Genomic DNA, 25668 nt, shown 5'->3' on the forward strand with positions numbered 1-25668 from the left:
CTGCCCGATTGCCGCAACCGCCAGCCCATGACGACGCCGTCCAAACTTCCTGCGATCCTCATCGTTGACGATGTGCCGGCCAACATCCGCATGCTGGCCGCGTGCCTGCACGACAGCTACACCATCCATGCGGCCGCCAGCGGGACCGATGCCCTGGCCCTGGCCCGCCGGGTGGCTCCTGAGCTTATCCTGCTCGACGTGGTCATGCCCGACATTGACGGCTATGAGGTCTGCCGCCGGCTCAAGGCCGAGGCCGCAACCGCCGACATCCCCATCATTTTCGTCACCGCCAACCATGCCCCGGAAGACGAGGCCCATGGCCTGTCGCTCGGGGCCGTGGACTACCTCATAAAGCCGGTCAGTCCGGCCGTGGTGCGGGCCCGGGTGAAAAACCACCTGGAACTGCGGGCTGCCCGGCAGGCCCTGGCCCGGCAAAACGAGGAGCTACTCGATGCGGCCACGTTGCGCGAGGACGTGGACCGCATCATGCGCCACGATCTCAAGGCCCCGCTCACCGGCATCATCGGCCTGCCCCAGATCATCCTCGACGACGGCGGCCTGACCGACGCCCAGGCCATGTATTTGCGGCTGATCGAGGAAAACGGCTACAAAATGCTGTCCATGATCAACCTGTCCCTTGATCTGTTTAAGATCGAGCGGGGAACCTATCGCTTAAACCCCGAGCCGGTGGAGCTGGTCGCCATGGCGCGACGGCTCTTTATGGAATTTTCCGCCTTGGCCGGACCACGGAATCTGACCTGCCGTCTGACCATCGACGGACGCGAGGCCGGCGCAAGCGACACCGTATATCTCTGTGGCGAACGGCTGTTGCTCTATACCATGCTGGCCAATTGCGTGAAAAACGCCTTGGAAGCTTCGCCGGCGGGCGGCGTGGTGGCGGTGCACCTGCACCCCGGGGAACCGACCGAGGTGCGGGTGCAAAACACCGGCGTGGTGCCGCCGGGGATGCGGGAACGGTTTTTCCAGAAGTACGCCACCGAAGGCAAGATGGGCGGCACCGGTCTTGGGGTCTATTCCACCCGGCTCATAGCCGAGACCCACGGCGGCACGGTCCGCATGGAAACCAGTGACGAAACCGGCCGGACAACGGTTTTCCTGAGCCTGCCCCAGGGGGAGCTGCGCATTGGCCCAGACCGCAATTCCGGGGCGGCCCAGGTGGCTTGCGGCAGCGGCCAAGTGTAGTGGGGGAAGGCGGGAAGAGTGCCTCCGGCGGCCAAAGGGACTGAGTCCCTTTGGAATCCCCCTCTTGGGGGGAGTTTGACTTGACTCTGGGCGTTGCCGAGCCGGTGAGCGGCAGGTGGGCACGAAAAGAGGGGCTGGGACCGTTGGCCCTGGCTGGCAAGCCGGCCCGGTCAGACGGAAAGGCTTAGGACCGACCCCTTGGGCAGAGCAGTCTCCTGGCCAAGGGGCAGGTCGCCCAGGTCGCCTGCGCCGTAGTTCTCGGTCAGGTAGGCGTCGGCGGCGGCAATGGCCTTGCCGAGGCCCTCGCGGGTGGAGCCGGTCTGGGTGAAATTGGTGTCCAGGATGTCGGCAATCGTCTGGGCCGCATCCACGCCGTACTGCTTGGCCACATGGGCCAGGGTGGAGGACACCACGCCCTGGGCCTGCTTGATGGCGCTGCCTGTCCCGCTCGAGCCGTCCGAGGCGTAAAATTCCTCCAGATGCCCGTTCTGGTAGAAATCGTTTATCGAATTGTTGAGCGCTCCGTTGAAATTGGCCATGGCCGCGTCTCCGGCGGCAACGCCGAAATTGCGGTCAATGAATTTGAGCGCCGAGACCAGGGCGTCGCCCAGGGCGTCCTCGCCGCCGGACCCATCCCCGACGCCCTTGATGACAATGCCCATGACCGCCGTGGCCGCGGCGTCGCCGTGGCTTTGCCGCACGGATTCGACCGCGTCGGCCAGCGAGGTCTGCAAGTCGCCGGCAGCGCCGAAATTGACCCCGGTTCCGGCGTTGCTGGCCGTGGTCGGGGTCTCGGCCAGACTGATGCGGCGCATGATTTCCGAGGCAAAGACCTCCGAGGTGCTGCTGGGGGCTTTGATGGTGGCGGTGGTCTTGTCATCGCCGTTGCCAAAGGTCAGTGAGGCGTGCCCCGAGGTGGCGGACGCGCTCTGCTCTGTTCCCTGGGCTGTTGTCTGGCCGGACAGGGTGAGCAGGCTGGAAATGTTGCCGGAGTAAGATGTGATCTGCATGGCCGGGCCTCGTCTTTGTGTTGGTGCACAGCTCTTATCGGCCCTTTGGGCCAGGGCTTTAGGGGGGCGCGCTGTTGCCACGAAACGACCCGTCTGCTAGGTCGCAGCCGGTTACCGCAAAAGGACAAGCCATGGACCAGCCGACTGCCGACATCCTTTTTTTCGACCTGACCACGGGTCGCCGCCGCCGGGAATCCCCGGCCGGCTGCGACCTGCGGGCGGACCGGGGCGGGCGTGGGCTGGCCGGAGCCATTTTCGCCGCCTCACCGGCCGTCCCGTGGGACGACCCGGCGGCCTGCCTGTGCCTGTTTCCCGGGGCGCTGGCCGGTTACGACCTGCCTGGGGCCTCGTTTGCCTCCCTGGTTGGGGCAAATCCGCATACGGGCGGGGTGTTGACGGCGTCCGTGCCCGGCGGAATCGGGCAGGGTCTGGCCCGGTGCGGTCTGGCCGGGCTGGTGTTGACCGGCCGGGCGGATGTGCCGATGCTCCTCATGCTTGACGGGCAGGGGTTGCGCCTTGTCCCGGCCGGCGACCTGGCCGGACAGGGCTTGGCCGCAATAGCAGCCGCCTTGGCTCCCTGGCACGGCCTGCTGGCGGTCGGGCCGGCGGCGCGGGCCGGTTCGCGGCTGGCCATTGCCGTGGCCGACGGCGTGCATCCGGTTGGCCGGGGCGGGAGCGGCCTGCTTTTGGCCGCCAAAAATATTGTGGCGGTCGTGGTCGCTGCCACGGTGGCCGGGGAACCGGCTCCGGTCCCGGTCGATGCTGCGGCCATGGGCGCGGCCCGGGCCGCCATGGAGCGTCTCATCGCTGCGGCCCCGGCCTTGTCCGGTCCGTGCGGCTTTGGCCGCTTCGGCACGGCCGCCCTCCTGGACCTGACCGCCGGGCGGCGGATGCTCCCCACCCGTAATTTCCGCCAGACCGTTTTCGCCCAGGCCGCGGCCGTCTCGGCCCCGCGCCTGGATGCCGTCTTCACGCCCCGGGCGGTCGGCTGTCCCGGCTGTCCCGTGCCCTGCCGCCGGGTGACGGATTCCGGGGCCATCATGCCCGATGGCGACGCCCTGTCCCATTTCACGGCCCTGCTCGGGCTGGCCGACGGCCGTCTGGCCGTTGCCGCCAACTCCGCCTGTCTGGATATGGGCCTCGATCCGCCGGGCGCGGCGGCGGTCCTGGCCGGCCGGGCCGAGGCCGACGGCCGTGACCCCGACCCGGGCGAGGTCCCCGCCGCCGTCGCTGCCCTGGCAAAGGCCCCGGCAGCCCTGCCGGCCCTTTGCGTCAAGGGCGTGGCCCTGCCGGCCTTTGACCCGCGCGGAGCCTGCGGCCTGGCCCTGTCCCTGGCTGTGGGTCCGGCCGGACCGGATGCCTGGGGCGGACTGTGCCTGGCCCATGAGCTGCTGCGAAAGCCTGTGGCCACCGACCGTTTCACCTTTGCCGGCAAGGCCAGGGCGGTCTATCTGGGCGAAAACGCGGTGGCGGCGGCGGCCTCCCTTGGCGGCTGCCCGCTTTGCACCCTGGCTGTCGGTCTGGAAGAATGGGGGCTGGCCGTGTCGGCCGCAACCGGAACCATTGTTGCCGCTGGCGAACTGGCCAGGCTTGGCGAGCGGGCGGTTTTCCGGGAGCGGCAGCGAAACGCCCGGGCCGGGATTGCCGCCGCAGCCGACGATCTGCCCGAGCGCTTTTTCACCGAACCGGGCTCAAGCGGCGAGGGCATCGACGTGCCGCCGCTGTCCCGGCCGGCGTTTCTGGCCGCCCGGGCCGGGTATTACCGGCTGCGGGGCGTAGCCGAAGACGGCCGGCCAAGCCCGGGGCGGGCCGAGGAGCTGGAGCTGCCATGGCTGGCCTGAACCGACAGACGGCCAAGGATCTGGCCCGGCAGTGGGCCGATAGGCTGGTCCGGGCCGGGTTGTGCGCCCCGGAGACGGCCGTGGTGGCCTGCCTGGACGACGCGCTCGTCTTTTCCCGGCCCTCGTCCCGGGCCGATCTGCTGGCCGGGCTGATCGACCGCCTGGGCGTCGGCTGCGTCATCCTGGCCCCGCCGGCCGAGCCGCACCGCACCATCCTGGAATGGCTGGCCGCCCGGGAAGCCCCGGCCATAAGGCCCCGGGACTGCGAGACGCGCACCTTTTTTCACGACATCCCGGTGGTGGCCGAACCGACCGTCGCCGCCGCAGCCGAGGCCCTGGCCCGACGCAAGGGGGCCTACCTCCCCGGCGTCGGCATCCTGGCCCATGGGGCGCTTTCGCCCGAGCAGGCCTTTGTCACCGTGTCCTCGGTGGCCTTTGCCGGGTTCGTCAAGTTTTTCGCCGACCATCTGGCCGCTGCCCGGGCCGGAACCCTCGACGCCGTTGCCTGGGCCGCCTTTGAGACGGCCGTGGCCCATCTGCCGCCGCCGCCGGCCGCCGTGCCGCAACTGGCCAAGGGGCCGTTTGGCGACCGGGAAACGGTCCTGGCCGCCATGATCGAGGCCGGCCGGGCCACGGTGGAACTGGGGCTGGTCGATTCGGTCTTTGGCAATATTTCCTACAACCTGGACGGGGCGCTGGCCATCAGCCAGACCGGGGCGGCCCTGGACGAACTGGCCGGCGGCATCGATTGGGTCCCCCTGGATGGTTCGTCCTGCGCCGGGCTGACGGCCTCAAGCGAACTGGCCGCCCACAGCGCCCTGGTGCGCCTGGATCGCCGCCGGGCCATCCTCCACGGCCATCCCCGCTTTGCCGTGGTCATGTCCATGGATTGCCAGGCGACCGACTGCGCCCAGCGCAACGCCTGCCACATCGCCTGCCCCCGGGAACGATTCGTCGGCGACGTGCCCATCGTGCCCGGCGAAGTGGGTTGCGGCCCCCGGGGCCTCGTCCACACCATGCCCCCGGCCCTGGCTGCCGACGGCGGACGGCGCGGGGTCATTGTCTGCGGCCACGGCGTCTTCACCATGGGGAGGGATGATTTCGGTCCGGCCCTGGCCGCGCTGTGCGCTATTGAAACTTCCTGTCGAAGCCGGTATTTCCAGGCACTCGGCCAATCCTCCCTCTGATACGGAGCCACCCATGCAAGCCCCTGATTCCGGTCGCGCCATGACCGTCAGCATCGTCATCCCGGTTTATAACGAGGTCACAACCCTGCCGGTCCTCCTGGGCATGGTCCTGGCCCGACCGGAAACCACCGAGATTATTCTGGTTGACGACGCCTCCACCGACGGCAGCGGCGATTACCTGCGTACGTTGGCCGGCGATCCCCGCATCCGGGTGCTGTTTCATGCCCAAAACCAGGGCAAAGGTGCGGCGCTTCGCACCGGATTTGCCGCTGCCGCCTGCGACATCGTGCTCATTCAGGACGCGGACCTGGAATACGATCCCGAGGACTATCCGGTCCTGCTCCAGCCCATTCTCGCCGGCAAGGCCGACGTGGTCTACGGCTCCCGGTTCCTCGGCGGCCCGCACCGGGTCTTGTACTTCTGGCACTCCGTGGCCAATCGGATGCTGACCCTGCTGTCGAACATGTTAAACGACATCAATTTGTCGGACATGGAAGTCTGCTACAAGGTCTTTCGTCGTGACGTCTTGCAGAAAATCCGCATTCAAAGCGACCGGTTCGGCGTGGAGCCGGAGCTGACCGCCAAGGTGGCCCGGCTTCGGGCCCGTATTTATGAGGTGCCGGTGTCGTATTACGGCCGAACCTATGAGGAAGGCAAAAAGATCGGCTGGCGAGACGGGCTGGCCGCTTTGTGGTGGATCGTGCGGTTCGGAGTCTTTGACCGGGGCTAGCCTTGTCTTGGGAGATTGGCGGCTTTTTGGGTACTGGAAGCAAAGAAACATTTTTCCCGGGACAGCTTGGTCGGGGTCCTTTGGGGCGGTTGCCGGAGGCAATGCCATGTGCACACTGAAGTCGATGGCCCTGATACTCGTCGGAGTTGCCTTGGCGGTTTGCGCCAGGCCGGTGTCCGGGAATGCGGCCGGCGCATTCAATCAATTTGTCGGATTTGGCGACAGCACCCTGGATTCCGGGTATTTTCGCTATACCACCAGCGGCAACGCCAGCGTCGACGCCGCAGTCGTCGCTGCCGTAGCCAATGGAGCCGGCGGCGGGTTTGCCGGACCAGGGGTGATGACGACCACCATGCTGGCGGCGCGCTTTGGCCTTGGCGCCGAGCCGGTCAGCATCGGCGGCGGCAACTTCGGCAACGGCAGCGCCTATACGGCGCCCCTGAGCGCCACGACCGGCGGTACCCCGGCTTCCGGGCAACTGCCCGGGAACGTGGCCACGACCCAGCAGATCGCAACCTTTCTGGCCGCCGGGGGCGGGGCTGCCAATGCCGACGCCCTGTATGTGGTCAACAGCGGCAACAATGATCTGATTTTCGTGCAAAACCAGGGCGCGGACTGGATCGCCGCCAATCCGACCTTTTTAAGCGGCGTGGCGGCGCAGTTGACTGCCGGCGTGGCGGCCTTGCAGGCAGCCGGCGCGCGCACCATCATGGTGCCGAATTCGTTTTATACGACGGTGTTGTCCGGTTCCGGCGGGCTTGTCCCGGAAACCAGCATTGAGAACTATGCCCGGACCGTTGCCTACGGGAATACGAAATGGGCGGACCTGACTGCGGCCGGCGTCCGCTTCATTCCCGCCGACCTCTCCAGCCTGTTTCGGTTCGTGGCGACCAATCCGACCCTGTTCGGCTTTACGTACGACTCGGTGCTGGCCGCCAACGCCCCCTCGCCGGTCGCCGCCCTGGTGACCTCCTGGGCCGACATCACTCCCGTCCAATTGCAGACCTATCTGTTTATCGACGGCAAGCACCTGACCACGGCGGGCCAGCGGATTGAAACGGATTACGAAACCAGTCTGCTTGTTGCCCCACGCCTGATGTCGCTTCTGGCCGAGGCCCCGGTGCAGGGCGGTCTGGCCCGGGCGGCCGCTCTCCAGGGACAGATCGATCTGACCGGGCAGCACCGCGGTCCGACCGGCATAAACGTCTGGATCGGCGGCGGCGTGGGCGCGTTGGAACTCAAAAACGACTCGGGTTTCCCGGGCGTTGCCGGCACGCCGTTTACCGGTTCGATTGGCGCGGATTACCGGACGCCTTGCGGCTTGATCCTGGGCGCGGCCTTCACGGCCTCCACCCAGACCCAGCAGTTTTCCATGGGAGGCGGGCGCTTTGACCAAAACGAGCAGGCACTCAGCCTCTACACCGCCTATCAGGCCGGGCCGGTGTGGGGGGATGCGGTGGCTTCCTACGGCTGGCAGCAGGACAAGATCGTCCGCGACGTGACCCTTGGCCTTTTCACCGACGCCAACAGCGCCGACACGACCGGCCGCTCCCTGGCCCTGGCCCTGCGCCTTGGCGGCGATCTGCGCCTGGGACCGGTCACCACCGGCCCGGTGGCGGGGTTGGTTGTGCAGCAGGTGCGCATCAAGGGGTTTGCCGAATCCGGGTCCAGCGGAACGGCAACCGGCAGCAACGGCGTTACCGCCCTGTCGTACGGCGAACAGATCCGGGATTCGGCCGTAAGCCAGCTCGGCTGGCGGGCCTCGGTGGACCTTGCCGACTGGCGGCCGTTTGCCGAAGCCAAATGGAACCATGAGCTGGTTGACCAGAGCGGACGCATGGTCAAGGCCGCGCTCACCTCGACCACCGCCGCGCCGTATGCCCTGCGCGCCGCCCCTGTCGCTGCCGATTGGGCCACGGCTTCGGTTGGTTCCTCGTATAAAATCAGCGAACGGATCATGGTCCGGGGCGCGGCCTCAGCCACGCTGTCCAATCCCCAGGTGATCGGCTACGGCGGCGATGTGGGCCTGAGCGTCAGCTTTTAGCCGCAACGGACTCGCGCTTGGAACGAAGCGGGCGCTGCGGCAAAGGCCTGCCTGGAAGGGCGCGTCCGCAGACGCGCAAGATTTGGCCGGACAGGCAGAAAAACCGGGTGGGCGGGGACGGCCCTGGCAAAGGAGCGGCGAATGGCCTGGGACGTGTTCGTGTACGGCACGCTGCGCCGGGGGTTTTGCAACCACGGCTGGCTTGGCGGGGCGGCCTTTTGCGGCACGGCGACAACAGCCAGGGCCTACGGCCTGTATCTGGAAGCGGGCATCCCCTATCTGGCGGCCGACGAGGCCCGCTATCCGGTGGTTGGCGAGGTGTACCGGGTGACGGACGCCCACACGCTGGCCGGCCTGGACGACCTGGAAGAGCATCCCCAGGTCTATGAGCGCCGCCAGACGGCTGTGGTCATGGACGCCGACGGCGAAATCCGTACGGCCTGGGTCTATTTCGCCCGCCGCCCCCCTGGCGTGGCCATGGCGACGGGCGATTTCGCCGCGCTCAATAGGCTTTGAAAATCCAGGCGTAGAAGACGTAGATCCAGCCCAGGATGCCGTGGATGATGGCCCAGGCGATGGATTTGTTGAGGGCAAACGACACGGACATGGCCAGGGCCGAACCAAAGCCCACGCCGTATTTGATGATGGTCTGATTGGCATAGACGGCCATTTTCGCCTCCTTGTGGTTGGCTGCAGCCTAGCATGGAATTGTTTCGGGCGCATCCGCCGGCTGCGAGCGCCGCACAATTGACATTTGCCCACTGGCCGCGCACATTGTCCAAATGGCCGGCATCGTGCAGTTTCACCGCTCCCTGTGGCGTCCCCTCTCCGGCATCCTGCCGGGTGTCCTGCTGTTGTGCTGTCTGGCCTCTGTCCCGGTCCGGGCTGCCGATTCCCGAGCCGACCCCAAAATTGTGCAGGCCGTCAACCGCCTGACCTACGGCCCCGGCCCGGGGCTGCTTGGGCAGGCGGAGGCCATGGGCCTGCCCGCCTTTATCGAATCCCAGCTCAACCCGGAAACCCTGGCCGAGCCTCCCGGACTTACTGAGGCCCTGGCTGCGCTGCCCTCGCTGCAAATGGACACGGTGCGCCTTTTCCGGGAATACGGCCCGCCGGCCGAAGCCGGGCGGGACGGTGACCCCGAGGCCATGCGCCGCACCTTTGACCGGGCCGACGTGGTGGCCCTGGAAGCGGCCAAGGCCCGCCTGCTGCGGGCCATTGCCTCGCCGCGCCAATTGCAGGAGCTCATGGTCGACTTTTGGTGCGAACACTTCAGCCTTGGGGCCAAAAAGGGCTTGGCCCACCTGTGGGTCGGCTCGTTTGAACGCGAGGCCATCCGGCCCTACGCCATGGGCAGGTTTCTCGATCTGCTGGCGGCCACGGCCATGCATCCGGCCATGCTGATCGCCCGGGGCAACTGGAAAAACGTGGTCCACCGCGACGGCGGCCAGGGAGCGCGCGAAGCCCTTGAGCCGACCTATGCCGCGCTGCTTTTAGCCCACCACACCCTCGGTCCCGGCGGTCCCCAGAAACCCGCCGACACCCAGGCCCTGGCCCGCATCCTCACCGGCTGGCGCGTGGGCGCGGCCCGGGCCGATTCCGATACCGGCGGGTTTTATTTCGACGTGGAGCTGCACGATCCCTCCGACAAGACACTGCTCGGCCAGACGGTCAAGGGCACGGGCCTTGGCGAGGGCGCGGCCGCTCTTCGCATCCTGGCCGAGCATCCGGCCACGGCCCGCAACATCAGCCGCAAGCTGGCGGTCTATTTCCTCACCGACGACCCGCCGGCCGGGCTGGTGGCCAGCATGGCCGAGACCTTTGGCAAAACCGGCGGCAATATCCGCGAGGTCTTGCGCACGCTTTTTACCAACGATGCGTTTTTTGACGCCAAGTACCGGGGCGGGCGGATCAAATCGCCGCTGCGCCATATCGTCTCGTCCGTGCGGGCCATGGGCCAGACGCCAACCGACGCCGCCGCCCTGGCCGGGGCCCTGGCCGGCCTTGGGCAACCGCTTTTTGCCGCCGACGGTCCCGAAGGGTATCTGCCGGGCTCGGCGTCCTGGCAGAAGCCTGAGGCCTTGCCGCGTCGGGTGAGCTTTGCCGGGGACCTGGCTGCCGGGCGTATTGCCGGACTTTCGCCGGCGGCCAAAGTGGGGGTCCAGACCCTGACTGAGGCCCTTGGGCCGGAGCTGTCGCCGGCAGTGGGGCAGGCGGCGGCCAAGGCCGGGGACAATGGCGCGGGCGTCATTTTGGCGTCGCCGGATTTTTTGCGCTACTAGGCTGGCGTTCCTTACAAGATAACTCCTCCTGCATGCTGGCCTGGGCGTTCGCAAAAACGAAGCTTGCGGACGCGCCACGTGAGCGCGCAGACCCGGGAATACGGACGAGTGGGGGGCAAGGTGCGACGAAGAGACGTGCTGCGGTGGCTGGCCGGGATAGGAGCGCTTGGCCTCGTGCCGGGGCCGGCCCTGGCCCGCAAGGCCGGCCGATCGTCCGGCGAGGGGAAGGCCGAGGCCGGCGGCAAAGGCCGGGAGACGGCGGCCAAGGCTCCCTGGCGCACCGGCAAACAGCTGGTGGTGGTGCTGCTCCAGGGCGGCCCGGACGGCTTGTCCGTGGCTGCGCCCGTGGCCGATCCGCTGTATCCGTTCCTGCGTCCGACCACGGCCCTGCCGGCTGATTGCGGCGGCGTCGACCTTGGCAGCGGCTTCCTGCTCCATCCGGCCCTGTCCGCCCTGGCCCCGCTTTTTGCCAAAAAACAGCTGGCCGTTATCCCGGCCTGCGCCATGCCCGGCCAGGGGACGAGCCATGGCCCGGCCCTGGCCCAATTTGCCGCCGGCACGCCAACCGCCCAGGGCAAGCGCAGCCAGTCGGGCTGGCTTGGCCGACTGGCCCTGGCCCTGGCCGGGGAACGCTCCCAGATGCTGGTGGCCTGCCAGTCCGACGCCTACGACGGCGCGCCGCACTACACCATGATCGCCCCAGGCCGGGGGGAGTCCCTGCCGGGACTTCCGGTGGAGGACCAAGCGCTTTTTGCCGCAGTCGGCCGGCTCTACGGCGAAACCGGCGGGGCGCTCGGCAAGGCTTTTGCCGCCGGGCGGGAGGACCGTCAGGAGGTCTTGGCCAAGCTGCTCGAAGAATCGCGCCGGGCAGCCGGCGGAGCCATCCCGGCCCCGCATTTTGCCGAATTTGGCCAGCACTTTGGCCGGGAACTGGCCAAGCGCCGGGATGCGGCCCTGGGATTCGTCTCGGTTGGCGGGTTTGACACCCACAGCGGCCAGGGCGCGGCCAAGGGCTATCTGGCCGACCGCTTGCGCGAAACCGGCCAGGGCTTGGCCGGAATGTTGGCCGGGCTTGGCCAGGCGGCCGAGGACACGGTCATCGTGGCCCTGGGGGAATTTGGCCGCAGCGCCCGGGAAAACGCCTTTGGCGGCACGGACAACGGCCTGGGCGGGGTGATGCTGGTCCTTGGCGGGCCGGTCGTTGGCGGGCGGATCTATGGCGAGTGGCCGGGGCTGGCCGGCCATCGGCTGGCCGGTGGCCGGGATGTGGCCGTGGCGACGGACTGGCGCGATGTTATCGCACCCATTGCCGTGCGCCATCTGGGCTTGCCGGAGAAAAAGGTCGGGGATGTCTTCCCGGGGTTTGCGCCTGTGTCTGCGCCGCCGGGCATTGTTGGTTGATTTTATCTGTCGGAATCAGAGGAACAAGTGGCCTACGATGGAATTGTTGCACGAGGCGGTCTTGCTCCAGGGGCTGTCCCCTTGTATCCTGCGACCATGCTATTTAGTGGCGTGACCCCAAAGCGAACAGGTTGCAAGCCTCCAACCTGTTTTTTCTTCGTCGTTTCCTTGGCCCTTTTTCTGTTCCTCCCGGCCGGGCCTGCCCTTTCCCGGGGATTGCCTCGCAAAAATGTGTTGCTCCTGCATAATCTCAATCAGGACCATCCGGCCATCGCCCAATTTGACCACGGCCTGATCGAGACACTGCGGACGAGTACGCAGTTTGATGTCCGCGTCTCCGCCGAATATATCAATGTGACCAATTTTGAAAACGTGCCGTTGTATGCGTCGGATACGGCCCGCTATCTGGCCATGAAGTATGCCCACTGGCAACCGGAAGCCGTTTTTGCGGACCGGGCCGTCACCGGCCTGTATACTCAGTATCTGCGCGAGGCCTTCCAGGGCGTTCCCTGTTTTATCGCCCAGGACCGGGGCGGCGAGGGCGTTGTGGCCGGATCGGCTTTCAAGACGATTTCCTGGACAACGGCGACGTCGGATATTGAAAAAAACCTGGAACTGATTAAGAGGCTGCGGCCTGGGACGAACTCGGTGCTGGTGGTCCTCGGCGCATCCGAGGAAGAACGGCGTCTGGCGGATGAAATCACCAAAGCCGCCGCCAAGTATGCCGACCGGATTGCCTGCGTGTCCACCTCCGGTCTGTCCCATGCGGCGCTCATGGGGCAGGTTGCTGCCGTCCCGGCCGAGCAGGCCATTTTGTATATCCGTTTTGCCCTGGACAGCGACGGGGTTTCCTTTGTGCCGGCCCAGGTGGTCCGGGACATTGTCGGGCGCGCCGCCGCGCCGGTGTTTGTGGTGGCCCAGCACCTCATCGGCGAGGGAGCGGTCGGCGGTTATGCCGCGAGCTTCGAACTGTTCGGCCGGCGCACGGCGCTTTGGATGCTTGATGCCCTGGACGGCCGGGAACCGTCCGGCGAAGCGCTTGCCGCCTCCATCAATGCCTATGTCTTTGACCAGCGCGCCTTGCGCCGTTTCGGCATCCGCGAATTCGTCCTGCCCGCCGGCAGCACCCTCCTTTTCCAGGACAACAGCCTCTGGGGGCAGTACAAATGGTATGTCGTCAGCGGTGTTGTCCTGCTGCTCGTCGAGACGTTTCTCGTCCTCGGTCTGGTGGTCAACCGGATGCGGCGCAGGCGGGCCGAGGCCGCCCTGGTGGGGCTTAACGCCACGCTGGAGGCCCGGGTGCTGGAGCGCACCCGGGAGCTTCATGAAGCCAACGAGCGCCTGCATGAGGCCAAAGAGGAACTCGAAGCCCTCAATAGCAACCTTGACCAGTTGTCGCGGACAGACAGCCTGACCGGTCTGGCCAACCGCCGCCATGCCGAGGAAGCCCTTGAGGAGGCGGTGCTCCGGTTTGGCCGCTACGGGGCCGGACAGGGGAGTGCCGTGGCCATGGTCGACATCGATTTTTTCAAGCGGGTCAACGACGAGTATGGCCATGAAGCCGGGGACGACCTGTTGCGGGGTCTTGCCCGGACCATGGCGACCGAGGTGCGCGCCTGTGATCTGGTGTCGCGTTGGGGCGGCGAGGAGTTTTTGCTGCTGCTGCCCGGGACCGGTCTGGACGGGGCCGGCCGGTTGCTGGAGCGCATCCGGGAAGGCGTCGGGGCGACACGCTTTGACTGCAGGCGGGGCACGGAGTCGGTTACCGTGTCGGTCACGGTGACCATCGGCGTGTCAGCCATTGCACCGGGGGACGTCCTGGACGATGTCGTGCGTCGGGCTGACGCGGCCCTCTATCGGGGCAAGGAACAGGGGCGCAATCAGATAGTTCTGGGGTAGCGGGCGAGTAGGGGGGGACGGCCTGCTGCTGCTTCTGGAGGACGAAGCCAGGGCCTTTGGGCGGAGCGCCGGATGGGGATTGGGGCAGCGGCAGTGGACGCCGGGACGGGACGGGGCGAGACCGGAGTGCCAAAGTCCTTGTGGCTTGGGGTCCGTGTCAGGAGGCCGGCGGGTTCGCGTCCGCCATTGGCTTTTGTTTCGGCACTCCGTCCTGGCGCGCGTGGTTGGCGTACGTGCGTCAGGCGGTCTCGCCGCGTCTCGTCCGGGCATCGTAAAAAAAGTGGCGCAAAGGGCTGTTGCCGGCTTCCCCTACTCGTAAAAAACGTGTAGATAAATGAATGGCCCTTTCTTTTGCGCTTTTTTTCACATAAGTGAGGGAAAGGCAAGCCGACCCGAAACTGCAACCCGTTGGAATTGTACAGGCGGGGAATTTTTTTTCAAACGGGCGTATTTTTTTCGTGACGTGGTCGGTCCCGGCCGGGCGTGTCGACGCACGCAGCCCACCCGAGAGCTTCCGGTCCACAGCCGACCGGCATCGCCAGCCCGCGCCCAAAATCCCGTGATAAATTTTCCCCACCAAGGGGGTCCGGGGGGGATTATCCCTCCTCCCGCTCACCGTCGCGGTAACGCCACTCCCTTTACCCCATTTGGGGGGTCCGGGGGCCTCAGGCCCCCGGCCGCCGGAGGCCTCTTCCGCCTCTTCCGCCTTTACCCCCGTCCCTTACCCACGCAACTTACGGCGGCGGGGCGATGGTCACCAGCACCCGCATGTCGGTAATCGAGCGGATGCCGTGGGGGGTGGCGATGGGGCACACCAGCACGTCGCCGGCCTTGGCCGGGCTGGCGGCATTGTCCGCTCCGAGAAACTCCCCCTCGCCCTCAAGGACCACGATGGACAGCTCGCCGTCCATGTCGTGGGCATGCACCGGCAGGGTCTGTCCGGCCTTGAAGTTGAAGTTGATGATCCGGAAATTGGCCGAATCATGCACCCAGAGCATGCCGTAGCCGGTGTCCTTAAACGGTCCTACCTCGAATATATTGGTCTTGTTCATGACCGTACCTCGTGTTTCCTGTCAAAGGGGCCGGGAGGCCTATCCTCCGGGCAGGCGTCAGGCCGGGAGCCGCCGGGGTCAGCCCAGCTTGCCAAGGGGCGCGCCGCCGGCGGCCAAGGGCTGCATGCCGGCGATCTCGCCGCGCCGGGTCACCACGACCTGGGTGGCCGGCACGGCCTTGCCCGAGGCGGCAATGGCCGCTGCGGCGATGCGCGACATGCCGGCGCAGCAGGGCACTTCCATTTGCAGCACCGTGACGTCGACGATGTCGTTTTGCCGCAAAATTTCCGCCAGCTTGTCCACATAACTTTGCACGTCATCGAATTTGGGGCAGCCAAGGAGGGCAATGCGGCCGGGCAGGAAGGCGCTGTGAAAGGCCGGAAAGGCCGGCGGCACGCAATCGGCCGTCAACAGCAGCCGCGCTCCCTGTAAAAACGGGGCGTTTGGCGGCACAAGGCGCAGCTTGATGGGCCAGGCCGCCAGGGCCGAGCCGCCGCCGGCGGTCTGAGTCGCCTGGGCCGTGGGCGCGTTGGCCGTCTGGCACGGCGTCATGGTGACCGGCGCGCCCGACATGCAGCCGCAGGGAGAAGGAGTCTTGGGTGCTTTTTTCAGTTCGGCCAATCGCTCTTCAACGGCGTGCTCGTCGAATTCCGGGGCGTCGCGTTCAATGATTTGCAGTGCGCCTGTGGGGCAGTGGCCGATGCAGGCCCCCAGGCCGTCGCAGAAATGGTCGGCCACGATCTTGGCCACGCCGTCAATGATTTGCAGCGCCCCTTCGGCGCATCCGGTGACGCACTGGCCGCAGCCGTTGCACAGCGACTCGTCTATTTCGATAATCTTGCGTTTCATGGCTTTCTTTCCTGGGGGGCGGCCCCGGCATTCGCCGGGGCCGCCTCTTGGCGTGGCCTGTTAGCCGAGGATGGCCTTGAGGTCTTCGTCAGGGGTGGTGATGGCCTTGATGTCGTAATTGGCCACCAGGAAGTTGAGGACATTGGGGGTCAAGAAGGCCGGCAGGGTGGGTCCCAGGCGGATGTTCTTGACGCCAAGGTGCAGCAGGGTGAGCAGGATGGCCACGGCCTTCTGCTCGTACCAGGACAGGATCATGGACAGGGGCAGGTCGTTGACGCCGCACTCGAAGGCCTGGGCCAGGGCCACGGCCACCTGGATGGCGGAGTAGGCATCGTTGCACTGGCCCATGTCGAGCAGGCGCGGGATGCCGCCGATGTCGCCGAGCTTTTTGTCGAAGAAGCGGAACTTGCCGCAGGCCAGGGTCAGGATGACGGTGTCGGCCGGGGCCTTCTCCACGAACTCGGTGTAGTAGTTGCGTCCGGGCTTGGCCCCGTCGCAGCCGGCCACCAGGAAGAAGTGCTTGATCTTGCCGGCCTTGACCGCGTCGATGACCGGTCCGGCCACGCCCATGACGGCGTTTCTGGCAAAGCCGGTCATGACCGTGTCCTTGTCTTCGTCGGCCGGGAAGCCGGGCATGGCCAGGGCCTTGGCGATGACCGGGCCGAACTCGCCGTTTTTGACGTGGACGGCGCCGGGCCAGCCGACCAGACCGGTGGTGAAGATGCTGCCCAGGTAGCTTTCGGCCGGCTTCTGGATGCAGTTGGTGGTCATGAGGATCGCGCCGGGGAAGGCGGCGAATTCCTTGTGCTGGTTCTGCCAGGCCGTGCCGTAGTGGCCGTAGAAATGCGGGTACTTTTTCAGTTCGGGATAGCCGTGGGCCGGAAGCATTTCGCCGTGGGTGTAAATGTTGATGCCCTTGCCGGCGGTTTGTTCGAGCAGCTGCTTGAGGTCTTTGAGGTCATGCCCGGAAACCAGGATGGCCTTGCCGGCCTTGTGCCCCAGCGGCACGACCGTGGGGACCGGGTGGCCGTACGCGCCGGTATTGGCGGCGTCGAGCAGCTCCATGGCCCGCAGGTTCACTTCGCCGCACTTGAGCACCAGCGCCACCCAGGCCCCGAGGTCCTTGTCGGTGGTGAAGGTGGCGGCCATGCCCTCGTAGAGGAATTCGTACAGGGTCGGGTCTTCCTGGCCGAGGATGGCGGCATGGTCGGCGTAGGCGGCCACGCCCTTGATGCCGAAAATGAGCGTATGCTTGAGCGAGCGGATGTCGGCGTCGGCTTCGGGGATGTCCTTGAGGCCGTGTTTCGCGCCCTGGGCGACCAGGCCGGCCAGGTCGGCGGCCGGGACGAAAGTGGCCGGGCCTTCGGGCAGCGTGGCCTTGATCAGGCCGGCCAGGGCCTTGCGCTTGGCCACGGTCTCTTCGATCAGCGGCTTGAAGTCGGCGGCATCGAAATTGACGTTGGTGAGCGTCGAAAACATGGCCTTGGCAAAAAAGCGGCCGGTTTCCATGGGCACGGCCACGCCTTCGCTCTTGGCGGCCGCGGCGGCCTGCCCCAGGCCCGTCAGGGCGTAGACGAGCAGGTCTTGCAGGTCGGAGACGTCGGGCTGTTTGCCGCACACGCCGAGTTTGTCGCAGCCGAGGCCTTTGGCGGTCTGTTCGCACTGGTAGCAAAACATATGTCGTCCTCCGTTTGGGTTTGGTTCGGATTCCCGTTTCGTTGATTCGGGTCTACGCGGGCCGGGCCGAAAGCGGTTTGACCTAAGTCAAACAAGGAATTTTTTTTCGAAAGGGCCGGTTTTTTTCAGTCCGGAGCCGCCCGGAGCCGCAAAGCCGGAAAAAAGGAATCCGCAACAGTGGTTACCGAGGCGTGGGAACGGCGCACGGGCGCGATTCCCGACGCGGGGACGGGAAACCTTTTTGGGAATATTAGGGGCTATAGCACGGGATGGGGGAAAAAGGTCAAGGGCGGATAGGCCTCAGGTTTTCTTGGACACCAACTTGCCAGTATGAACCTGCCGTTGGGGAGGTGTCTTATGGAGATCAGGGGAGGCGCGCCAGAGCGATTCAGAGCGCGACACAAGGCCCATGCTGTTCCTAGGCTGCTTCGCGCGGGAGAGTACGGATTAAATTTGCCATTGATTAATTGGCGGCTGTTATGTATGTGTTAATATATTTTAATGCTGCAAATTGTTTTGCCAGATACGAATAGGTTGTTTTCTAAAAGCGTTTCAAAAATGTTTTGAGGTATTTTTTGATCTTTTTTAACATAAGCATAGATAGTTTCTATGGCCTTGCTACTGCGTCTATTGTTTGTTTCGCAGCTTTGCTTGAGTCGATTCTGAGAGCCAGGGTTAAAATAACAACTGGACGCTTTTGTTTAAAAAACTAGATGGTGTTTCGATAGGAAATTTCAAAATAGTGGTTTTATTATTGTATTAGCGAACAAGCTTATGTCTTGTTTGTGTGTGGAGTAGAGGGAAAAATGGTTTTGTCTTCGTAGCTTGTGGAAACTTGTTGGGTTTGCAATAACTAAGTAGGGGCTGTGCTTGTGGCAAGACTTCGTTGCATAATTGTACTCATCTTCTGTCTTTGCTTTGGCGTTAGCTGCTCTAACGATTCTTATAAAGAATGTGATCTGACGCCTATTCACGATAATTTTTGTGAAGTACAATGGGGTGAGAGCTATGACAATATATCTAAAAAATTTATCTTGATACGCACAAGATTTGGAGGAAATGACAAGGAGCCAGGCTACCAAGTTATTGATGGGCTCCCGCGCAATATTGAAGGAATTCCAGTTGATATTTTTTTTCAGTTTGTCGATAATAAACTTAATGTTGTGCATATTTATGCAAAGAATATAAATAAAAAATCACTCATGTCTTCTTTTTACGCAAAATATGGCAAACCAATCGCTCTCCCGTCGAATAATACTGCAGTATGGCAAGACAGCACTTCAAGTATGACTTTGCAAAAAGAATTGATGGATGAAGGGTGTCTGTTTTCGTTGGTAAACAATGCTAATTATATGCTTCTGACTGGAAGAATGATGCGCAAGTACTGATTATAACGGTTTTTGATGGATCGTATATGGCCTTTTACAATGTTATTGTCTGGCTGCTGTGCTCTTGTTATTAGTTTGAGTTTCTTTAGCTGCAAATTATGGAACAATATTATCTGGGATTGACTTTTTTGTTATAGATAAATGGCTGGAGCTTGCCTGTCTAAATCCGCGCTACCCCCAAAGACACTGTTTGCAGCGCCACTACCAGCGCAAAGAACACCTGTCGCGCCGCCATCGGCGAGGGCCCGGGAAGGCGAGAGCCGATGCACGCGCCAGGGCAGGCCCCCACGCAGTCGCCGCACAGGGTGCACGTTGCGTTAGGCAGGTTCCGGTTTATATGTGTCAGGGCGGTCTGTGGCCGATGGCGGCATGGCAGGCCTGTCGCTCAAGGGACTCATTCCGGTATGAAGGACGCAAACGGCAAGGCGGGCTTTGCGGGGGGAGGCGGCTGGTGCCGGGCCTACAGGTGGGGAGGGGCTGAGTGGGGGATTTGTGTGCCTCGTCCCTGCCTCTATTCTACGACGCAACGCCAATAAAAAAAGCCCGCGCTCTTTCGGAAAGAGGCGCGGGCTTTTGTCGTGAAGCGGCTAGGGCCGCTTTTGTTCGACGTCGGTCTCGGCGGGCGTGATGTTTTTGGCCTCCATGGAATCCTTGAAGCCACGGATGGCCTTGCCAAGGTCATGGCCAAGGCTCGGCAGTTTGCTCGGGCCGAAGATGATCAAAACGACGCCCAGGACGACCAGCCAGTGCCAAATCGAAAATGCGCCCATTGTCATGCTCCTGTTTTCGTTTTCCTGTCCGTCCCTGGCGGGGGCTGGGAAAGGGAAGGTCTTGGTCTTGTTCTATGGATAGTGCTGTTGCAACGCTTGCCAAGGGGCAGGCGGGATGAAAAAAGGCCCAGGGTGACGCAGAATTGTCTGGATTTCTGGCGTGCTCGATGCTGCGGCACAGGCCTGTGGGAGACTGCTTGAAAATGACCCTATGGCTGTTCCAGGTGTTCAGGGTAAAGGGATACCTCTCACAGGGCAAGGGAAAGTGAACATTTGCCGGGAGGGTGTCCTGGCAGCCGTTGGTTGGGCTGGAGCAAGTCCCTGCCACCCCGGAACATGTTCAAGGGCAGCCGCCGGGTTACATTCTTGCCACCCCCAGAAAGACGGCATGCAGCGCGACAACCAGCGCGAAAAAGGCCTGGCGCGCCGCCGCCGGGGACAGGCCCGGAAACCGGAAGCCGATGCGCGAACCGGGACAGGCTCCGACGCAGTCCCCGCACAGGGTACAGGTCGAGCCGGGCCGGCCCCGATCGAGATCGGCCCGGCCAAGCGCCAGATAGCGGCAGACCCGGGCGCACCGGCCGCAGCCGTCGCAGCCCGCCGCAATGCGGATGCGCCAGGGGCTGAGTTTCCCCAGCACGTTGCCGACAAGGCCGATGGGGCAATACATGGTGCAGTGGACCATCACCCCGGTCGCCCGCGAGGCCGTGGCCATGACGACCAGTCCCGCCAGCCCGAAAATCGCCGCCGCCCAGACCGCCGTCAGGGTCGGGACGCCCAGAAGCCGCATCCCCACCGCCCCGCCCACCGTCAGGAGCAATGTCGCCAGCCGCCACCAGCCGAGTCTGGCAGAGAGGGGCTTGGGCGTTTTGCGCCCGAGCCGGGCGCAGGCGTCGTCGGCCGCGCCGATGTAGCACAGGTGGGAGCACCAGCCCGGCCCGACAAGCAGCACGGTGGCCAGATAGAGGATGGGCATGAAATAGCCGCCGCCGCGGTACGCCGGTCCGGCGGCAATGAGCGCCGGCACTGGCAGATGGAGCGCTCCGGTCATGAGAAAGATCGTCTCGCCGGCCAGACCCAGGGCCAGCTGGCCGAAAAAGACCAGGGAAAAGGCGGCCCAATAGCGTGAACGCAGGGGGCCGGTGCGCGGCGCGTCGAGCATGCGTCCGGTCAACCAGGCGGCATAGCCGGCCAGGACCGTGATTTCAAGCAGTCCCCAGCCCGGGAAAAAGCGGTCGGCGAGCAAGATGGGTTGTGGCGCCTTGGCCCGGGCCAGGGCCAGCACTCCGGCCGCAAGCCAGAAGGCCGCGGCCTGGGCGGCGGTCGCCTGGCTGCCGCGCCGGTAAAACGCGGCTCCCCGGGCCGAAAAGGCGAAAAGCCCGCCGGCCGCGCATACCGCCGTCACCCCGGCCATAATGGCCAGCAGACGGACAGAGGGCAGGCCGGCAGCCAGGCGAAAAAGCGCCATGTCCCGGGCCACGACGGCAAAGGCCAGGCCCATGGCCAGAAGCGCCGGTCCAAGGACCAGCCGGGCAAAACCCTGCCGGCTGGCGAGAAGGCCAATCAGCGCCAGGCTCGACGCGGTCAGCCCCGGATCGCCCTGGCGCAGGCTGTGGGCGGCAAAAAGCAGCAGACCGAGGACTTGCAGGAGAACACCGGCCGTGGTCATGACAGCACCCAGGCCGGCAGCCCCGGCAGGCCGCCCGGGGACAGGATGTCGCCAAAGCGCAGGCCCGGGCGCAGCTGGCGGACGTAGGCGATTGTCGCCCGCCCGGCCAGGGCACAGGCAGCCTCCGGCGTCAGGCTGTTCCCGACCGCCAGCCCCAGGCGCGGGCGGCGGCCCAGGCGTCCGCCGAGAAAGGCCCGAAAGCCGGTCGGGCCGACGGTTATGGCCCGCATCGGACAGACCCTGGCGCACAGCCCGCAACCCAGACAGGCCACGTCGTCGAGCACCGCCTTGCCGCGGCGTACGACAATGGCCGCATCAGGGCAGGTCTCGGCGCAGACGTTGCAACCGACGCAGACCGCCGCGTCCACCGTCGCGCTCCGGGCCGCGACAAGGCCCAGATCGGCCACCTGCGGCCGCACGCAACCATTGGGGCAGGCGCATACGGCCAGGCGGAACTGCTCATGGCGGCGCATGGGCCGGGCCAGATCGGCCAGGGCATCGGGCACGGGGGTGGTTTCGGCCAGACGGCTCAGAGCGGCCAGGGCATCGGCCGGCAGCGGCGCGGCATGCGGGCAGCCGCCTGGCTTCACGCCCCGGCAGGTTTCCAGTAGAACGGCGGGTGCAGACATGGCGCGTCCTTTCGCAGAGCGTATGGTACGAGTCAGGGGACTATTTTGGCCGATCCTGGCCAAGCCTGGACCGGAGCGCCTTGACGTAGGTCAAAGAGGGGGATTGTTGTGGAGAAAAACCAAGCCGTGGCCGCTATCGGCCTTTTTGCCGGCCTTGGCCCCAAGGAACTGGCCGCTTTGGCCGCTGTGGCCGAAGTGCGCCGCTACGGACGCGGGCAGGACATCTTTTTTTCGGGTGATGCGGCCGAGGGGTTTTTCTCGGTGGCCTCGGGCAAGGTGCGCATCTACCAGACGTCGCTGTCGGGCAAGGAGCATATCCTGCACGTGTTCGGCCCGGGCGAAGTCTTTGCCGAGGTGGCGGTCTTTGCCGGCGGGGTCTATCCGGCCAACGCCCAGGCCCTGGAAGAGGGCGACTATCTATTTTTTCCGCGTGAACGCTTCCGGCGGCTGTTGGCCGAGGAGCCGGATCTGGCCATGAACATGCTGGGGCTTTTATCCATCCGGCTGCGCCAGCTGGTCAAAAAGCTTGAGGATTTAAGCCTTCGTGAAGTGCCGGCCCGCCTCGCCGCCCATCTGTTGCTGCTTGGCGCGGAAAGCAAAAAGCGCGTGCTGTCCCTGGATCTGCCCAAGGGCCAGCTGGCCGCCTATCTGGGCACCATTCCGGAGACGCTCTCCCGGGTGCTGCGCCGCTTTGCCGACGACGGTCTGATCAACCTGTCCGGCCACGCCATCGAAATCCTCGACGCGCCCCGCCTGGAGGCCCTGGCCGCCGGCCACGCCACCGGCGCCGCGCCGTTTGGCCCTGGCGGACGCTAACAAATGGGAGTGGGGTGTAAAAGAGAAAGATACCTCCGGCGGCCGGGGGGATGATCCTCCCGGACCCCTGCAAAGGGGGGAAGTTTTAAGGGGTTCTCGGCGCTGGGTGGCAATACGGTCGGCTGTTGGCAGGGTCCCGAAGTTCCCCCTTGACGGAAACCACCGTTGCTCCAGCGTCCGGCATTGTCCCCGAAAGGGGACGGTTACTCGTTGGGCACAAGCTGCGGCAGACCACAGCGGTCGTTCGTTTCCGCCTCGCCTTCCTGGCAGTTTTCCGCCACCGCCACCCGGTTTCGGCCGGCGTTCTTGGCGGCGTACATCGCGGCATCCACCCGGCCCATAAGCTCCTCCACGGTCTCCCCCGGCCGCAGTTCGGCCACGCCCAGGCTGATGCTGCCGGTTATGCCGTGGGGAAAGGGCGTACCGGCCACGAGCAGGCGCAGTTTTTCAGCCAGCAGGGCGGCGTTGCCCAGGTTGGTCTGCGGGGCGGCCACGACGAATTCCTCGCCGCCGTAGCGGAAAAGCCAGTCCACGCCCCGGGTCGCGCCGTCCACGCGATGGGACAGTTCGCGCAGCATGTCGTCGCCGGCCCCGTGCCCATAGGTGTCGTTGACGGCCTTGAAGTGGTCGATGTCGAACATGACCACGGACAGCGGCTCGTGGTAGCGGGCGGACCGGTTGACTTGCCGGGTCATGACCTCGTTGAATTTGAGGCGGTTGTACGCGCCGGTCAGCTGATCGGTGACCGCCAGTTCGGCCAGGGCCTCGTTGGCTCCCTGCAGGCTTTCGCGGTCGGCGCAGATGCGTCGCACCATGGGCCGGAAAATGAACAGGCCCGAAGCGATCAGGATGGCCAGTACGGTGCCGGCGGCCCCGGCTTCCAGACGGCGCAGCACGGCCAGCCGTGAGGCGGCCAGTTGCTGGTACTGCCGGATCACGGCATTGAGGTCGCGCAACAGCTCGTTTTCGCCAAAGGCCAGGAGATTTAAAAAGGACGGATCGGCCAGGGACGGCCGGGTCGCGTCGGAATCGATGAACGCGCGGGTGTTTTTGATGAAAAGCTGCATCCCCTTGTCGAGGTCGTAGGGCGGTTTGAAATAGATGGCGCGCAGTTCCGGGGAACTGGCGGCCAGGGACCCGGGGGCGTCCAGGTCGGCGAGCAGGTGTTCGTGGTTGGCGACCAGGGCGGCGACGGCCTGCTTGAGGCGTTGCTGGATGTCGCGGCGGTTCTCGTCGTCGTCGGCGGCGGACAGGAGCAGGCATTGGGCCAGGACGCGCTGGGTGAGCAGGCGTTGCGAGCCGGAGATGGCGATAATGGCGGCGGCCCGGTCGATGGTGCCCATGATGTGCCGAAACAGCGTGTAGGAGATGACGACCAGGGCGGCGACCAGGGCCAGGGCCGTGATGTAGCGCAGGGTGAGGCTGCGCTTGTAGTGCCGGTTGTGCCGGGCAATATGGTCTTGGTCAGAGTTGCCCATGATGTGCCTGTAGGCCAGGGCGGGGAAATAGGCAAGGCCGGCGGCGTTGTTGGCAAGGGACTGCGGCGCGGGCAGGGCGAACAGGCTATCCGTTTTCCGGTTGCCGCGCCGGCCGCCGGTCGGAGGCCGCGAAGGTGCATTCCAACAGGCTGGCAGGTGAGATTTCGTATAGCTGTTATTGATGGCGTTGTTGTTATACTTAATCAGTTGTTTATGAAAGTGTGTGTCTATATCAATATGTAATAAATACCCAATTCGGTGTGATCATCGTAGACTTGTATGAAGGATTTATTGTAGCAAAGTATTCTTTCCCCTCGTCGTCGCTGTATTCAAATCCTGTCGATGGAATACCGTCCAAGTCAGTTGAAAAAAATAAAGTATATTTGCCATTTATCCGAGAGTACTCGACGCTTCCATGAGGAAAGGAAGTGTGTTTGAATTTTTGTGGCAGATCTATCTTGCCTTCGGATTTGTCAAGTTCTTGAAATTCACCCTGCTTAATGTGTCGAATGACTTCCATCCTGTCCGTATAGAATTGAGAGAAATAGAACTCCCAATTTACCTTCCAGGTGTCATTTGGCCATGGAGAGACTTGGAGTAATGCATAAACGATCAGTGGCAAAATGGAATATAGTGGCGAAAACCGAATTTCACTTGCAAAGATCCAGATCGCTCGAAAAAAGATGAGCGCCACGGAGATGTTTATGAAGTTTGGAATGGTTGTCTGCAGCCCAAATGGCATATGGCAGCACAGTACAAGGCCAAAACACGCAAAGGGCATTGCCAGGACCAAAGAAGTTATTGTCGCCCGCAACGCCCGCAGGCAGCGACGTCTGGCCAGCCAGCGGCGGCGCTGGCGCATGGCGGCTTTATCGGCAGGGGACTGCGGCGCAGGCAGGGCCATCATGGCGGCAGGTTATCCGTTTTCCGGTCGCCGCGCCAGTCGCGGGCAGGAGGCCGAGAAGGTGCGCTCCGGCTGGTTGGCGCCAAAAAACGATTGAGTGTAATACAGGATTTTTATCGTGCCAGATCGTGGCCGTTGTAATTGTATCTAGAACAATAGATGCATTCTAGTCGTCAACAAAATACCACGATGAAGCCGTGTGGTCTAAAGCATATACAGGGTTCTGAGATTGTGCGGCTTCTTTGTGGTAATCCGTGTCGTATTCAAATCCATTTTGCGTTAACGGATCCCACTGGGCTGGAAAATAAATTCTGTAGCGAGTTCCCTTGCGACTGTATCCAACTCGTCCTGTTGGGAATGCCGTATGCGCAAATGCTGGCGGCAGCAAGACAACGCCATGGGGTTCGTCAAAACCAACCAACACACCGTTTTCAACCAGCCGGATAACCTCCATGCGATCTTTATAGAATTGTTCAAAATACAAGCCGTAATTTGTTTGCCACGGATTCCCTGGTGGGTAAGCGACAATGAAGGCAATATTTACAAGCAGAGGGAGAGCAGCAAAGCGTGGTGCGTGCCAGATGTATTTTGTGAATACGTAGCCGTTTTGAAAAAACATCCACCATTCGTAGAAGTAGATCTGGGCGCGAATGGCCCCTCCCATTCCTGCCGGCATACCGCAGCACAGGATCAAACCGAAATAGCAAAACGGCGTCACCAGAACGATGAAGGTCAGAGTGCGCCGCAACGCCCGCAGGCAGCGGCGTCTGGCCAGCCAGCGGCGGCGCTGGCGCATGGCGGCTTTGTCGGCAGGGGACTGCGGCGCAGGCAGGGCCATC

At 64.1% G+C, this 25668-nt stretch carries 22 protein-coding genes; 11 read left to right on the plus strand and 11 right to left on the minus strand.

Going from position 1 to position 25668, the window contains the following annotated elements:
- The first annotated feature begins 27 nt into the window (after positions 1 to 27).
- Entirely contained in the window at positions 28 to 1203 is a 1176-nt protein-coding gene (locus tag NY78_RS04590; RefSeq protein ID WP_043632239.1) for a hybrid sensor histidine kinase/response regulator, read from the plus strand.
- A 170-nt stretch (positions 1204 to 1373) separates the two neighbouring features.
- Here NY78_RS04590 and NY78_RS04595 read toward each other — a convergent pair whose 3' ends face one another.
- Positions 1374 to 2213 (minus strand): hypothetical protein, encoded by an 840-nt coding sequence (locus NY78_RS04595; protein ID WP_043632240.1) that lies wholly within the window; start codon positions 2211 to 2213, stop codon positions 1374 to 1376.
- Between the two features lie 131 nt (positions 2214 to 2344).
- Between NY78_RS04595 and NY78_RS04600 the strand changes: the two genes are divergently transcribed.
- The 5 genes from NY78_RS04600 (at position 2345) to NY78_RS04620 (ending at position 8531) form a co-directional block, all read left to right on the plus strand.
- Positions 2345 to 4054 carry an aldehyde ferredoxin oxidoreductase C-terminal domain-containing protein gene (locus NY78_RS04600; protein ID WP_043632243.1) on the plus strand — a complete coding sequence of 570 codons (1710 nt, stop codon included), beginning with the start codon at positions 2345 to 2347 and terminating at the stop codon, positions 4052 to 4054.
- Complete coding sequence (locus tag NY78_RS04605) at positions 4042 to 5241, plus strand: class II aldolase/adducin family protein (RefSeq protein WP_043632246.1); 1200 nt, start codon at positions 4042 to 4044, stop codon at positions 5239 to 5241. Before NY78_RS04600 ends, NY78_RS04605 begins: the two co-directional genes overlap by 13 nt.
- Positions 5242 to 5254: 13 nt before the next feature.
- Positions 5255 to 5971 (plus strand): glycosyltransferase family 2 protein, encoded by a 717-nt coding sequence (locus tag NY78_RS04610; protein WP_043632249.1) that lies wholly within the window; start codon positions 5255 to 5257, stop codon positions 5969 to 5971.
- A gap of 106 nt (positions 5972 to 6077) precedes the next feature.
- Positions 6078 to 8015, plus strand: a complete 1938-nt coding sequence (locus tag NY78_RS04615) for an autotransporter outer membrane beta-barrel domain-containing protein (protein ID WP_043632252.1) — start codon at positions 6078 to 6080, stop codon at positions 8013 to 8015.
- 141 nt (positions 8016 to 8156) lie between these two features.
- A complete protein-coding gene (locus NY78_RS04620) occupies positions 8157 to 8531 on the plus strand; it encodes a gamma-glutamylcyclotransferase family protein (RefSeq protein WP_043632254.1) in 375 nt (124 codons plus the stop codon).
- On the opposite strand, the gene NY78_RS25180 is transcribed toward NY78_RS04620, so the two are convergent.
- Positions 8518 to 8685, minus strand: a complete 168-nt coding sequence (locus NY78_RS25180; RefSeq protein ID WP_197084202.1) for a hypothetical protein — start codon at positions 8683 to 8685, stop codon at positions 8518 to 8520. The genes NY78_RS04620 and NY78_RS25180 overlap by 14 nt on opposite strands.
- Positions 8686 to 8797: 112 nt before the next feature.
- Here NY78_RS25180 and NY78_RS04625 point away from each other — a divergent pair, with 112 nt between their 5' ends.
- The 3 genes from NY78_RS04625 (at position 8798) to NY78_RS04635 (ending at position 13597) form a co-directional block, all read left to right on the plus strand.
- Positions 8798 to 10297 carry a DUF1800 domain-containing protein gene (locus NY78_RS04625; RefSeq protein WP_043632258.1) on the plus strand — a complete coding sequence of 500 codons (1500 nt, stop codon included), beginning with the start codon at positions 8798 to 8800 and terminating at the stop codon, positions 10295 to 10297.
- A gap of 78 nt (positions 10298 to 10375) precedes the next feature.
- Positions 10376 to 11698 (plus strand): DUF1501 domain-containing protein, encoded by a 1323-nt coding sequence (locus NY78_RS04630; protein WP_231583765.1) that lies wholly within the window; start codon positions 10376 to 10378, stop codon positions 11696 to 11698.
- 231 nt (positions 11699 to 11929) lie between these two features.
- On the plus strand, positions 11930 to 13597 hold the full coding sequence (locus NY78_RS04635; protein WP_231583767.1) for a GGDEF domain-containing protein: 1668 nt from the start codon (positions 11930 to 11932) through the stop codon (positions 13595 to 13597).
- Positions 13598 to 14331: 734 nt separating this feature from the next.
- Here the strand turns inward: NY78_RS04635 and NY78_RS04640 are convergent.
- The 3 genes from NY78_RS04640 to hcp form a co-directional block, all read right to left on the minus strand.
- Positions 14332 to 14649: a cupin domain-containing protein gene (locus NY78_RS04640; RefSeq protein ID WP_043632260.1), complete on the minus strand. Its 318-nt coding sequence runs from the start codon at positions 14647 to 14649 to the stop codon at positions 14332 to 14334.
- A 78-nt stretch (positions 14650 to 14727) separates the two neighbouring features.
- Complete coding sequence (locus NY78_RS04645) at positions 14728 to 15498, minus strand: ATP-binding protein (protein ID WP_043632263.1); 771 nt, start codon at positions 15496 to 15498, stop codon at positions 14728 to 14730.
- A 60-nt stretch (positions 15499 to 15558) separates the two neighbouring features.
- Entirely contained in the window at positions 15559 to 17175 is a 1617-nt protein-coding gene (hcp, locus tag NY78_RS04650) for a hydroxylamine reductase (protein ID WP_043632266.1), read from the minus strand.
- Positions 17176 to 18047: 872 nt separating this feature from the next.
- Here hcp and NY78_RS24515 point away from each other — a divergent pair.
- The gene (locus NY78_RS24515) at positions 18048 to 18563 is read left to right on the plus strand and encodes a hypothetical protein (protein ID WP_156180864.1); all 516 of its coding nucleotides are present in this window, start codon (positions 18048 to 18050) and stop codon (positions 18561 to 18563) included.
- 587 nt (positions 18564 to 19150) lie between these two features.
- Here NY78_RS24515 and NY78_RS04655 read toward each other — a convergent pair.
- From NY78_RS04655 to NY78_RS04665, 3 genes are all read right to left on the minus strand, one after another.
- On the minus strand, positions 19151 to 19333 hold the full coding sequence (locus NY78_RS04655; protein WP_043632268.1) for a Sec-independent protein translocase subunit TatA: 183 nt from the start codon (positions 19331 to 19333) through the stop codon (positions 19151 to 19153).
- Between the two features lie 358 nt (positions 19334 to 19691).
- The gene (locus NY78_RS04660) at positions 19692 to 21002 is read right to left on the minus strand and encodes a 4Fe-4S binding protein (RefSeq protein WP_043632270.1); all 1311 of its coding nucleotides are present in this window, start codon (positions 21000 to 21002) and stop codon (positions 19692 to 19694) included.
- Positions 20999 to 21631 (minus strand): 4Fe-4S dicluster domain-containing protein, encoded by a 633-nt coding sequence (locus NY78_RS04665; RefSeq protein WP_043632271.1) that lies wholly within the window; start codon positions 21629 to 21631, stop codon positions 20999 to 21001. The genes NY78_RS04660 and NY78_RS04665 overlap by 4 nt, the downstream gene beginning before the upstream one ends.
- Positions 21632 to 21739: 108 nt before the next feature.
- On the opposite strand from NY78_RS04665, the gene NY78_RS04670 reads away from it, so the two are divergent.
- Positions 21740 to 22447: a Crp/Fnr family transcriptional regulator gene (locus tag NY78_RS04670; RefSeq protein WP_043632272.1), complete on the plus strand. Its 708-nt coding sequence runs from the start codon at positions 21740 to 21742 to the stop codon at positions 22445 to 22447.
- A 203-nt stretch (positions 22448 to 22650) separates the two neighbouring features.
- Here the strand turns inward: NY78_RS04670 and NY78_RS04675 are convergent, their stop codons facing one another.
- From NY78_RS04675 to NY78_RS25185, 3 genes are all read right to left on the minus strand, one after another.
- On the minus strand, positions 22651 to 23925 hold the full coding sequence (locus NY78_RS04675; protein ID WP_043632273.1) for a GGDEF domain-containing protein: 1275 nt from the start codon (positions 23923 to 23925) through the stop codon (positions 22651 to 22653).
- A gap of 232 nt (positions 23926 to 24157) precedes the next feature.
- Positions 24158 to 24832 (minus strand): hypothetical protein, encoded by a 675-nt coding sequence (locus tag NY78_RS24520; RefSeq protein ID WP_156180865.1) that lies wholly within the window; start codon positions 24830 to 24832, stop codon positions 24158 to 24160.
- 163 nt (positions 24833 to 24995) lie between these two features.
- Positions 24996 to 25668 (minus strand): hypothetical protein (locus tag NY78_RS25185; protein WP_043632276.1); only part of this gene is annotated, 673 nt, incomplete at its 5' end.

It is taken from the genome of Desulfovibrio sp. TomC, from assembly GCF_000801335.2.
Classification (GTDB): Bacteria; Desulfobacterota; Desulfovibrionia; order Desulfovibrionales; family Desulfovibrionaceae; genus Solidesulfovibrio.